10 protein-coding genes and 1 pseudogene are annotated in these 11806 nt (G+C 35.7%); 4 read left to right on the top strand and 7 right to left on the bottom strand.

Annotated elements, in window-relative coordinates; translation table 11 throughout:
* From ACEYOS_RS04480 to ACEYOS_RS04465, 4 genes and pseudogenes are all read left to right on the top strand, one after another.
* Nucleotides 1-99 (top strand): annotated as a pseudogene (locus ACEYOS_RS04480) (gliding motility protein GldL); the annotation flags it as partial.
* Between the two features lie 51 nt (nt 100-150).
* Entirely contained in the window at nt 151-1719 is a 1569-nt protein-coding gene (gene gldM, locus ACEYOS_RS04475; RefSeq protein WP_373708360.1) for a gliding motility protein GldM, read from the top strand.
* Nucleotides 1720-1910: 191 nt separating this feature from the next.
* A complete protein-coding gene (gldN, locus tag ACEYOS_RS04470) occupies nt 1911-2840 on the top strand; it encodes a gliding motility protein GldN (RefSeq protein WP_373708378.1) in 930 nt (309 codons plus the stop codon).
* A 100-nt stretch (nt 2841-2940) separates the two neighbouring features.
* Nucleotides 2941-3972: an NAD(P)/FAD-dependent oxidoreductase gene (locus tag ACEYOS_RS04465; protein ID WP_373708359.1), complete on the top strand. Its 1032-nt coding sequence runs from the start codon at nt 2941-2943 to the stop codon at nt 3970-3972.
* A 73-nt stretch (nt 3973-4045) separates the two neighbouring features.
* On the opposite strand, the gene ACEYOS_RS04460 is transcribed toward ACEYOS_RS04465, so the two are convergent.
* The 7 genes from ACEYOS_RS04460 to ACEYOS_RS04430 form a co-directional block, all read right to left on the bottom strand.
* A complete protein-coding gene (locus ACEYOS_RS04460) occupies nt 4046-5362 on the bottom strand; it encodes an ABC transporter permease (RefSeq protein ID WP_373708358.1) in 1317 nt (438 codons plus the stop codon).
* A 30-nt stretch (nt 5363-5392) separates the two neighbouring features.
* The gene (locus tag ACEYOS_RS04455; protein WP_373708357.1) at nt 5393-6328 is read right to left on the bottom strand and encodes an ABC transporter ATP-binding protein; all 936 of its coding nucleotides are present in this window, start codon (nt 6326-6328) and stop codon (nt 5393-5395) included.
* 295 nt (nt 6329-6623) lie between these two features.
* Nucleotides 6624-7619, bottom strand: coding sequence for a tRNA dihydrouridine synthase DusB (dusB, locus tag ACEYOS_RS04450; RefSeq protein WP_373708356.1), 996 nt, complete (start codon nt 7617-7619; stop codon nt 6624-6626).
* Between the two features lie 94 nt (nt 7620-7713).
* Nucleotides 7714-7917: a hypothetical protein gene (locus tag ACEYOS_RS04445; RefSeq protein WP_373708355.1), complete on the bottom strand. Its 204-nt coding sequence runs from the start codon at nt 7915-7917 to the stop codon at nt 7714-7716.
* Between the two features lie 2 nt (nt 7918-7919).
* The gene (locus ACEYOS_RS04440) at nt 7920-8543 is read right to left on the bottom strand and encodes a DUF3575 domain-containing protein (protein WP_373708354.1); all 624 of its coding nucleotides are present in this window, start codon (nt 8541-8543) and stop codon (nt 7920-7922) included.
* A gap of 10 nt (nt 8544-8553) precedes the next feature.
* The gene (locus tag ACEYOS_RS04435; protein WP_373797518.1) at nt 8554-9726 is read right to left on the bottom strand and encodes a thioredoxin family protein; all 1173 of its coding nucleotides are present in this window, start codon (nt 9724-9726) and stop codon (nt 8554-8556) included.
* Nucleotides 9727-9946: 220 nt separating this feature from the next.
* Nucleotides 9947-11620 (bottom strand): glutamine--tRNA ligase/YqeY domain fusion protein, encoded by a 1674-nt coding sequence (locus ACEYOS_RS04430; protein WP_373708377.1) that lies wholly within the window; start codon nt 11618-11620, stop codon nt 9947-9949.
* Nucleotides 11621-11806 lie beyond the last annotated feature (186 nt).

Raw genomic sequence — 11806 nt, 5'->3', positions numbered from 1 at the left:
CATTCAGAAAAATTTAACGAAGAATTATCAGGATTAACTTCTAACCTAAATAGTCTTAATAGAGTTTACGGCGGTATGCTTAGCGCGATGAAGTCATAGTTTTCTTACCATTTATAATTAAAATTTAAACTATTAACAAAATTTACTAAAATGGCACAAGGAAAACAGACCCCTCGTCAGAAGATGATCAACCTGATGTACTTGGTCTTCATTGCAATGCTAGCAATGCAAATTGACCAGGAAATCATTCGATCATACAATGATACCAACCAAACGCTGACTGATACGCGCGGTTTGGTAGAAAAGAAAAACGATGACATTTTCGAAAAAACATTAGAGGCAAAAGCAGCTAATACTCCAGATACTTATACGAAACCATTGGCAGATTATAAGGGATTAAAAGAAAAAACAAATGATTTAGTGGCGTACATCGAAGGCATTAAATCAAAATTAAAAAAAGAAGCTGATTACGTTGAAGGTGTAGATGTTGCAGATAATTTCGCAGCTCTAAATAACACTGAACCATCTTCTAATTTATTTTTTAAGGGATCAGATGAAAACAGTCCTTCTAAAAGTTCTGTTGATTTAAAGGCAAAGATTGAAGCTCTTAAATCATATATCAAACAAAATTTTGGTGCGTCTTCAGATATGAAGAGTGTTGTAGACCGAGCAAATTTGATGTTGATCACAGAATTTCCTAAAGGTCAGACCATTAAAAATAAAAATTGGTTACAATATAAATTTTATGGACAGCCCTTAATTGCTGCTTTATCTAATTTAGAAGTGCTTCAGTCTGAAGCGAGAAATATTCAATCTGATGCTTTAATGACGATGCTTCAGGAGAAAGTAGATGCAGATATTAAATTTGATGCTTATTCAGCGATTGTTTCCGCACCTGCCTCAGTAGTTCAGGGAGAAGCAGCTCAAGGTAAAGTTGCCATTGGTAACTATTCCAGCAATGTTCCAGGATTAGCGATGCCAGGTTTGACTATCACTAATGGACAAGGTGTTCGTAATTTAGATACAGGTTCACTAGGTGATAAATCATTCAGCGGAAAAATATCTTTTACAGATGTGAATGGAAAAGTAGTAGAATTACCATATAACCATACTTATAAAGTTGTATCCGGAGCACAGGAATTGAAAGCCCAAAAAGGAGCTTTAGTAACTGCAGACAAAATGAATGTTCTTTACCGAGGATTACCGAATCCAATTTCAGGATCGATCTTAGGAGCAGATATGTCAGGAATTTCATTATCGGCACCAGGCGCTTCTGTAAGTGGAGGTGGAGGTAAATGGAATGTAACTCCAGGAGGAGGAAGTACCGTGACGTTAACCATTTCAGGACGCGATCCTAAAGGTGGAACTATCTCACAAGCATTCCCTTTCAGAATTAAAAGTGTGCCGCCACCGGTTGGACAAATTCAAGGAAATTACGTAGTGTCGATGCCTGCAAGTTCTATCGTGAATCAAAAAGTTTCTGTGGTAATGCCAGATTTCGATTTCCCGGTAAGTTTTACAGTCAACAGTTTTATGTTTAGAGTACCAGGAAAAGCCGGAATGTTGATCAACGGAAATTCATTAAGTTCAGTTGGTAATCTTACAAAAAGCTTACGTAATGGTGACATTGCTTATGTTTATAACATTAATGCAACGGCAACAGGACTAGGTGGACAAACATTAAAACAGATTCCACCAGTAGTAATAAACGTACAATAATTACGTTATTGATTTGATGATATATCGGTCATTAGTATAAAAATTTTAGAATGAAAAAATTCGTATTAATAGTTCTCGCTTTAAGTTTTAGTGCAGTTGGAGCACAAACTAAGAAGAAAACAAAAAGAAAAGCAAAACCAAAAACAACTGTTGCTGCAAAGCCAGTTGTTGAGGTCGAGCCAGTTGTAGAAATGCCTGTGGAAGACATCGGTGGTGTTGTGGATGATAGTCCGATCACTTCAATGTCAATTTTAAATGCTAAATCTCCTGAATCATTTAGAAAATACAGAGATTTAAATTTAATTAAGCAAGGTGATTCTATGGTTTCCAACAAGATCACGCCTTTAGAATACGGATTTGTTGCAGATAAAGACATCGTGAAAAGTATGGTGGTTTGGGAAATCATTGATATGAATGATAAAATCAATCAGCCATATTATCATAATGAAGATGGATTGGTTTCTCAAAACAAGTCGCTTTACCAACTTTTGTTTGATGCTATCAATGACGGTAGAATCAAGGAAGTTTATGATGATGAAATGTTCTTGACCAGATTGACGCCAGATGCAATTCAATCCCGTATTAAAAACGAGGTAATGAGTAACGCTGGTATCGACAGAATCAACGAGGTTGGAAAACTTTCAGACGAGGAGATGAAAGAATTCACGAATGTTTATGAAACTAAAACTGAAAACGTTAAAGTTTTAAAAATCAAAGGAATGTGGTATATCGACCGTAGAGATAGCCAGATGAAATACAGATTGTTAGGAATTGCAGCCATGGGGCAGGATCCTTCTTTAATGGGTCAGTTCGGACCTGATGGTCAACCAATCGCTGGGAAAGATGAGTTGATCGATCTGTTCTGGGTTTATTATCCAGATGCAAGAGAAGTTTTAGCAAACTCCATTGTGTTCAATAATAAAAATCTTTCTTCAGATATCAGTTTTGATGATCTGTTAAATGCGAGACGTTTCTCTACCGTCATTTATAAATCAGATAATGGTTTAGGAAACGGTGTTATTAAAGATTATATCCCAAATGATGCTGACGAACAATTAGAAGAAAGCGAAAGAATCAAAGCGCAGATCCTACAAATGGAAAGTGATATGTGGAATTATTAATTAATTCTTTTCAATATAAAAAAAACCTGAGTACCTTTACTCAGGTTTTTTTTGAACTTATTTTCAAAATCAAAATTCCTTTCATCAATTAAATTTATCTATGAAAAATGTAGATTATATTATTGTGGGCGACGGCTATGCTGCTTTCTTTTTTGCCCATCAATTGATCATCAATAAAAAGTCTTTTGTATTATTTTCCGCAGATAAAAAAGGGGCCTCTCAGGTTTCAGCGGGAATTGTAAATCCTTTAGTACTGAAAAAATTTACTACTTTTTGGCTGGCTGCTGAACAGATCGACTTTCTAACCAAAACCATTTCAGAAATTGAAAGTTATACCGGGCAGAACTATTTAATTCAAGAAAAAATTCACCGTATTTTTCATGATGAAATGGAAAAGAACCTATGGTCGATGAAAACAGGAACCGAAGAATTAAAACCGTTTCTTAATCCAGATTTTGAAATGCTGGAAACGATTATAAATCCTTATGGAACTGGTGAAGTCAACCATTCGGCCAGAGTTGATGTTAATGGGTTCTTTAGTGGAATATCAGATTATTTAGAGCGGCACGAAATGTTGGTTAGAGAAAAGTTCGATTATGAAATGATTCAACTTTCCAAGTACAAAGATTTCAATTTTAAAAACATTGTTTTCTGCGAAGGAATGGGCGTTAGAGAAAATCCTTTTTTTACTGACATCCAAGTTATTGCCAATAAAGGCCATCATTTAAAAGTTAAGCTTTCAGAAAAGATGAATCATCAATATACTTTAAAGAAAAAGCACTTCCTTTTTCCATTAAACAGTGATCTGCATTATTACGGTGGAACTTATGATCCGAATGAAAGAGAAAATGAGATCGATGACTTTAAAACGGAAGAACTGAAAGAAGGACTTTCCGCTTTCTATCCTCATGATTTTGAAGTCGTAGAAGTCAATTATGGTTTTCGCCCTACCGTAAAAGACCGACGTCCAATTCTGGGAAATCTTCCAGAGCATCAAAATTATTATATTTTTAATGGCTTGGGGGCACGTGGAATTCTTAACGGTTGTTACTTCTCAAAAGAACTGTACGAGCACATCGAAAACGGAAAAGATTTAATGAAGGAAGTTGATTTAAAAAGATTTAATAAGTAATTGATCTAAATAAAAAACGTCGCAAAATCTGCGACGTTTCTTATTTATACTGTATTTTCATCCAATCTAAAATCTAACTTCTGATCCATTTCCAAAGTTCTTTCGCAGTCGCTTTGTTTCCGTACATTAAAATTCCAACGCGATACACCTTTCCAGCGATATAAATCATTAATAATGTTGAAATTAAAAGTAGTGACACGGAAAGCGCAATCTGCCAAATTGGAACGCCAAAAGGTATTCTAGCAATCATTGCAACGGGTGAAGTAAAAGGAACCATCGACAGCCAAAATCCTAGCGGACCTTCAGGATTCTTCATAATAGTAAAACTCCCATACATTCCCAACATTAGCGGAATAATAGCAAATAGAGTGAATTGCTGCGTTTCTGTTTCGTTATCAACCGCAGAACCTATTGCTGCGTACATAGAACTGTAGAAAATATATCCAAGTAAAAAGAAAATCACGAATACGCCGATGATCAAAGGAACATTCATATCCAAAAGAATATGTGAAACTTCGGCCGCGGTTTGCTGCAAGTCGAATTTCTCGACCATTTCCGTCGTTTTTTCGCCACCTGGAATTTGATCTTTTAAGGCTGAAAATCCAGTGTTCAGAAATAAGGCACCAATAACTGACATGGTGATCCAAATGCTGAACTGTGTTAAAGCAACAAAGGTCACACCGAGGATTTTCCCCATCATTAATTCAAAAGGTTTAACCGAAGAGATGATAATTTCAACCACCCGATTATTCTTTTCTTCTAAAACACTTCGCATGACCCGAACGCCATAAATGATGATGAACATGAAAACAGCGTACATCATGATCATTGCTAAGATCGACTTTACCCCAAATGATAAATCGCTGTCCGAGCTTTTATTATCGACTACATTTTGGGTGTTCAGCTCGAAACTTTTATCCAGATTTCTCATCTGGTCTTCCGAAATGCCCAGTGTTTTTATCTTCTCTTTTCTAATAATTTTTGACAGATCATTAGAGACTTTCATTTTCGTATCAAACCCAATTTTTTTATTGATCAGGAGTTTCGATTCTTTTTGAACCTCGTCGTAATTTTGGCCTTTTAGTTCTGGAATAATTAACAGACCTTCAATCCCATTCATTTCTTTTAGCGTTGCAACTAACGATTTCTCATTGACTGCTGGCACAAAGACATATTTAATTTGATCGGTATTTTTAAGATTTCCTACGAAAAGTCCACTTTTATCAACAACATTAAAAGTGCTGGAGCTTTCATTGGCCTTAAACATAAAAGCAATTAAAGCTGCAAAACCAATCATCAGAATCGGTGCTAAAAGCGTCAGAATAACAAAAGATTTTTTCTTAACCTGCGTTAGATATTCTCTTTTAGTGATTAGAAATATATTTTTCATGAATGTTTTTATTAAAGTTTTGACTCAGAATTATAGAGCTAACCTTGGTTTTTCATTTTGAGTTTCACTAACCGCATTGATGAATACTTCATTCATACTCGGAATCTTCTCATCAAAAGAACGGATTTTTCCAACGCGCATTAATTGATTCAATAAGATGTTTTGATCACTGTCATTTTTCAGATCGAAAGAAACCAACTGGTTTTCTGTGGAATAATTGTGAATCTCATATTGGCCTTTAAAGTGGTCAAAATTTTCAGCATTTACATCTGCCAAAGTCACATTAAAAATATTTTTCTTGAATTGTTCCCTCACATCAAATACTTTCCCATCCAGTACTTTTTTTGCCTGATTAATTAATGCCACGTAATCACACATTTCTTCTACACTTTCCATGCGGTGCGTTGATAAAATGATTGTAGTCCCGTTCTTTTTTAAATTCAGGATCTGATCTTTAATCATATTCGCATTGACAGGATCGAATCCCGAAAATGGTTCATCAAGAATCAGTAATTTTGGTTGATGTAAAACCGTCACCACAAACTGAATTTTCTGCGCCATCCCTTTCGAAAGTTCACTCAGTTTTTTCTTCCACCACTGATCGATTTCTAATTGTTCAAACCAATATTTTGCCTGTGTCAGCGCATCATTTTTGGTCATTCCTTTCAGCTCGCCGAAATATAAAAGCTGATCACCAACCGTCATGTTTTTGTACAACCCACGTTCTTCCGGCATATAACCAATTTGTCGGATATGGTCGAGATTTAGTTTTTGATTATTGATTAAGACGTTGCCAGAATCGGCTTGCGTAATTTGGTTAATGATTCTGATAAAAGTTGTTTTCCCAGCACCATTCGGACCCAAAAGTCCATAGATACTAGCTTCCGGAACATCTATAGAGAAATCCTCTAATGCCAGTTTTTTACCTGCATTATAGGTTTTAGTTACATTTTCTGCTTTCAGCATTCAGTTAAATTTAATTGATTAGTCCTCTAAACAAGGCAAAAGTTACGGAAATTCTTAAAACTTTTCAGGAGCCAGGAACCTGCTCTCTCGGCTCGCTTTTTTACAGATTTTCCATCGCTTCAATCCCACAACAAAATCTGAAAAAAGAGCTCAAACAAACCCGTTCAATCAGGGCTAGGAAATTAGGATGAAAAGAAACTTATGTATTAATTAAAGTCCTCTCATTTTTTGAAATATCTAAGAATAAGTTGAGCAATATTTAACTTGGCTCTTTTTACTTTAAACTTGACTCTTGTTAACTGACAAATTCGAAATCCTTGTAAAAGGCATCTGCTTCTGCGATCACACCATCCATTTCTTCTAAAGTAAAAACCTCTAAAAACTTCCGACGAAAATCTTTAAAATGAGGAATGCCACGGAAATAGTTACCGTAATGTTGACGCATTTCAATCAAGCCTAAACGTTCGCCTTTCCAATCTTTGCTCCATTCTGCATGTTGTCGAACTGCTTCTAATCGTTGAGTAATTGTTGGTTCAGGTAAAATTTCTCCAGTTTTGAAAAAGTGTTTTACTTCATTAAAGATCCAGGGATAACCGATAGCGCCACGACCGATCATAATGCCGTCGCAGTCGAATTTATTTTTATATTCCCAGGCTTTTTGAGCCGAATCAATATCACCATTTCCAAAAATCGGAATTTCAATATTGGGATTATTTTTTACGGCGTGAATATAATTCCAGTCTGCTTCACCTTTGTACATTTGTGCACGTGTTCTGGCGTGAATGGTTAAAGCTTTTACTCCAACTTCTTGCAACCTCTCTGCGACTTCCATAATATTAATGGATTCTGTATCCCAGCCCAAACGGGTTTTTACCGTAACCGGAAGATGCGTAGAATTCACAACAGCTTTAGTTAAGCGAATCATTAGGTCGATGTCTTTTAAAACACCAGCTCCAGCTCCTTTACAAACTACCTTTTTTACGGGACAACCAAAATTAATATCGACGATGTCTGGATTTACAGCTTCCACGATTTTAGCAGAAAGTGCCATTGCCTCTTCATCACCACCGAAAATTTGAATTCCAACTGGTCTTTCATAATCAAAAATATCGAGTTTTTTCATGCTTTTCATCGCATCACGAATCAACCCTTCTGAGGAAATAAACTCAGAGTACATCATGTCTGCACCATGCATTTTACACAATCTGCGAAAGGGCGGATCAGACACATCTTCCATCGGTGCAAGCAATAATGGAAATTCGGGCAGTTCAATATTACCGATTTTTATCATGGTGCAAAGATATTAATTCTGAAAAGAAAAAAAGAAGCGGTTCTTAAAAATAAAAATAGACCTCATTAGAAGTCTATCTTTGTATTTTATGTATCTAATCAAAGTCATGATGCGTATCATCTTTTGAGTTTTTATGGACGAACCACATTCCAATTGTCAAACCGACAACGCCTGCCACAGCAGTCATTAATGCTCTTTCTATTTTATCTGGTTGTGTGTTACCGATATAGTTAAAGAGAAATAAGATGATAAAGGTAATTGCGGCAATTACTGCAAATCTGGTGCTTTTTATATTCATAATTATAGTTTGTAGCTAATCATTACGCCTCCGCGGTAGGGAACCCATTCGCCACTTTTGTTCCATGTTCGACCATCGTCGTCATAGCGTATCCCCAATTCTTTATGATATCCTTTGTAGAAACTCTGTGCAGTACCACCACCGAAATATAGATCCATATTCCAACGATCGCTTAACTCAAACTGGTAGCCAACTGTTGCACCTGCAAAAATTGCGAAACCGTCTTGATAGAGATCGGCTTTATTGTAAATGGGCGAATCTGGTTTATATTGAGAGTCGCCACTACTCCAATAATTATATTTTTGCATAATGAAACGGGCTCCAGAAATATTGGCTCCAACATACCAATGTTTGAAAGCTTCTTTGAAATAATAGCGTCCTTCAAAACCAATCATATAAACTTGTATATACTTTCCAGCGAAGGATTTCCAGGGAGAAATAAGTACATCTGCCTGTAATGTAACTTTATCTTTTAATTGATATTCGACGCCTGCATTTAATATTCCAATAGGTAGGAATAAGGCATTTGCCTTGACATAGATTTTTTTAGAAATCGCGGAATCTTGATTTTGAGCATTACCTAAAAAGCCAAGTATAATGAAGAGAATTAGAATTGTTTTTTTCAAAACCGCTGAATTATTTAAGTTTTTGTAAAAGCTGCGTTGCTGCAGAAGAATCTTTTCCTTGTTGTTCAGCTAAGTTTTTAGACATTTCTGCGTACATTTTCGCATTGGCTTTTTTCCCTGTCTTATCATAAATTTTTGCGAGGATAAAAGTGTTCTCTGCAGTTTCAGTTTTCATCACTGATTTTTCTGCCCATTCTTCCGCTTGTTTTAAAGAGGTCATATCATCAATATGTTCACTGAAGATCCAGGCTGCTTTTAATAACTCTTCCGAATCGAAATCATTAGCATTTTTATAGTAAAGCAAAGCTGCTTTCTCGTATTCTTTATAATTACCAACATTCGGATAGTAGATTACCTTCATCCGGTTAAGGGCAGTTTCTGCTTCTGTTTTTCCAACTAAAGGAATTGCGTTTTTGTAGAAATATTCATCATCGATGACTCCGGTGTTCTGATTTAAAGAACTTTCCATCACTTTTGAAATTTTAATATTTACATCAAACTGATTATAGATATCTTCCGACATTTCTTTTACGATATCTTCTTTTCTATCTTTAAAAACCTGATAATTTGAATCACTCGGAGATTTTACAAAATAGAGTAACATTCCGACATCGTCTCTGGTTAATTGCTGATCTTTTTTACCTTTAAAATAGCGCTCTGAAACCTTTTTCGCCAATTCATAATCGGTTTGTGCATTCTGACGCATCAAATTTAATAAAAACGCAGGATCGCTTTCTCCTTTTTCAAATAACTCTTTTGGATTTCCAGTTGCTAAAAGTGGATTGTTAGCTTCTTTTGCAATGGCTATAAAATCCTGCTCTCCCATATATCCATAGTTTTTCATGACTACTTCACCATCACCATTGAGAAATAGGTAAGAAGGATAGGAGCGTACCTGATACTTCATCGCGATGTCTCGACCTTCTCCTTTTTCCATATCAAATCTGGCATTGATGAAATTAGCGTTGAAATATTCCTTCACGGCTGGAAGTGGGAAAATATTTTTCTCCATCAATTTACACGGTCCACACCAAGAAGCATATCCATCCATGAAAACCAGTTTTTTCTCGCGTTTTGCTTTGGCTAAAATTTCTTTGAAAGTGGCGTTTTCAAAATTGATCGATTCCTGAGCGAATGATATTAAGAAAACAAATAAGAATATTGTAGTAAGTGTTTTTTTCATTTCAATAAATTCGATGCGAAGATAATTATAAAAATAGGATGAGGCTGTCTCAAGAGAGAATTTTATATAAAATTAAAGGTGCTTTTGGTTTTTCTTAACAGAACATCTTTTAATTGATCCTTAAAACTATTATTCATTTAGCACAATTCTAATTCCTTCAACTAAAATTGGTCAAAAAAAAACTTCGGAATTTCCGAAGTTTTAAATAATATTGAAAAATTTATTCTGGTTTGTAACCGTCTTTTAACGTTACGGTTCTGTTGAAAACCAGTTTTTCGTCAGAAGAATCACGGTCTTTGGTGAAATAGCCAATTCTTTGGAACTGATATGGATGACCAATTTCAGCCTCTTTCAAACTTGGTTCTGCGAATCCCTGCACGATTTTTAAACTTTCGGGATTGATGAACTGCATGAAATCCTTTTCCTTTTCTGCATCTGGTTGTGGTGTGGTGAATAATCGATCGTAAATTCTAACATTTACCGGAATTGCATGTTTTGCCGAAACCCAATGCAGCGTTCCTTTTACTTTTCGTAAACTTTCTTCTGTGCCACTTCCGGATTTACTTTTCTCGTCGTACGTCGCGTAAATGGTTGTAATTTCACCATTTTCATCTTTATCTACGCTTTCCGCTTTAATGATATAAGCTGATTTTAAACGAACTTCTCCACCTAATTTTAAACGGAAAAATTTCTTATTGCCTTCTTCTTTAAAGTCTTCTCTTTCGATGTACAATTCTCTCGAGAAGGGAACTGTCCTTGTTCCTGCGTCTTCTTGCTCTGGATTGTTTTCGGTCTCTAAAAATTCCTCCTCATTTTCTGGATAATTGGTGATCACCAATTTCACTGGATCTACGACTGCCATTACGCGAGTTGCAATTTTATTTAGATCTTCCCGAACGAAAAATTCAAGCAACTGAATATCGATGAGATTTTCTCTTTTCGCAACACCAACTCTGTCGATGAATTTTTTAATAGAAGTCGGTGTAAATCCTAATCTACGCATACCGGAAATAGTTGGCATTCTTGGATCATCCCAACCCGTAACTGCATTTTCAGCAACTAATCTTTGTAATTTTCTTTTAGACGTGATCATGTACGAAACATTCATTCGTGCAAATTCACGTTGTTTGTTTCTAACGGTCTCTTTAGCATAAACCTGATCCAAATACCAATCGTATAATGGACGGTGATTTTCGAATTCTAAGGAACAGAGAGAGTGAGAAATCTGCTCGATATAGTCTGATTCACCATGTGCCCAATCGTACATCGGATAGATTTTCCATTTGTCGCCCGTTCGGTGATGTGGTCTTTTTAAAATACGGTACATAACAGGATCACGCATATTCATATTCGGAGAAGTCATGTCGATTTTTGCACGTAGAGACATCGTACCTTCTTCGAATTCGCCGTTTTTCATTTTTTCGAAAAGCTCTAAACTTTCATCCGTAGGACGGTTTCTAAATGGTGATTCAACTCCATCTTCGAACGGTGTTTTTCTTTGTTCTGTGATTTTTTCTGACGGCTGCTCATCGATATAAGCTTTACCATCTTCGATCATTTGAACAGCCCAGTCATATAATTGGTCGAAATAATCCGACGCATACAATTCCTGATCGTATTTAAAACCCAACCAGTCAATATCTGCTTTAATAGAATCTACAAATTCCTGTTCTTCTTTTTCAGGATTGGTATCATCAAAACGAAGGTTTACTGGCGCACCATATTTTTCACCCAAACCGAAGTTAATGCAGATCGCTTTGGTATGACCAACGTGCAAATAACCATTTGGCTCTGGCGGAAAACGGAAACGCAATTTTTCTTTTGGAAAACCATTGGCGATATCTTCTTCTATAATTTGCTCAATAAAATTGAGGGATTTTTTATCTTCTTCCATAGGATTGTTCATTTGGCAAATTTAGCGAAAAGTGAGGAAAAGAAAAAGTGGTTTTTAACGGTTTTCTTTTCTTTAAATATGACGTGTCGGCTTGTGTTTTAAATAAATTAAAATAAAATATTATCATTATTGTTTGAAATTAAAGCGAAGTTGTATGGCTGATTTCTTTTAAATTAAAAAATAGCT

This window comes from Kaistella sp., assembly GCF_041824135.1.
In the GTDB taxonomy this organism is placed as follows: domain Bacteria; phylum Bacteroidota; class Bacteroidia; order Flavobacteriales; family Weeksellaceae; genus Kaistella.
This window is presented reverse-complemented; position numbering and strand designations above follow the sequence as displayed.

What these genes read in the sequence shown, in the direction of transcription:
- ACEYOS_RS04445 (WP_373708355.1), bottom strand. Translation starts at nt 7,917, where the DNA reads ATGAATATAAAAAGCACCAGATTTGCAGTAATTGCCGCAATTACCTTT.
- gldN (WP_373708378.1), top strand. Translation starts at nt 1,911, where the DNA reads ATGCCTGTGGAAGACATCGGTGGTGTTGTGGATGATAGTCCGATCACT.
- ACEYOS_RS04430 (WP_373708377.1), bottom strand. Translation starts at nt 11,620, where the DNA reads ATGGAAGAAGATAAAAAATCCCTCAATTTTATTGAGCAAATTATAGAA.
- ACEYOS_RS04465 (WP_373708359.1), top strand. Translation starts at nt 2,941, where the DNA reads ATGAAAAATGTAGATTATATTATTGTGGGCGACGGCTATGCTGCTTTC.
- gldM (WP_373708360.1), top strand. Translation starts at nt 151, where the DNA reads ATGGCACAAGGAAAACAGACCCCTCGTCAGAAGATGATCAACCTGATG.
- dusB (WP_373708356.1), bottom strand. Translation starts at nt 7,619, where the DNA reads ATGATAAAAATCGGTAATATTGAACTGCCCGAATTTCCATTATTGCTT.
- ACEYOS_RS04455 (WP_373708357.1), bottom strand. Translation starts at nt 6,328, where the DNA reads ATGCTGAAAGCAGAAAATGTAACTAAAACCTATAATGCAGGTAAAAAA.
- ACEYOS_RS04435 (WP_373797518.1), bottom strand. Translation starts at nt 9,726, where the DNA reads ATGAAAAAAACACTTACTACAATATTCTTATTTGTTTTCTTAATATCA.
- ACEYOS_RS04460 (WP_373708358.1), bottom strand. Translation starts at nt 5,362, where the DNA reads ATGAAAAATATATTTCTAATCACTAAAAGAGAATATCTAACGCAGGTT.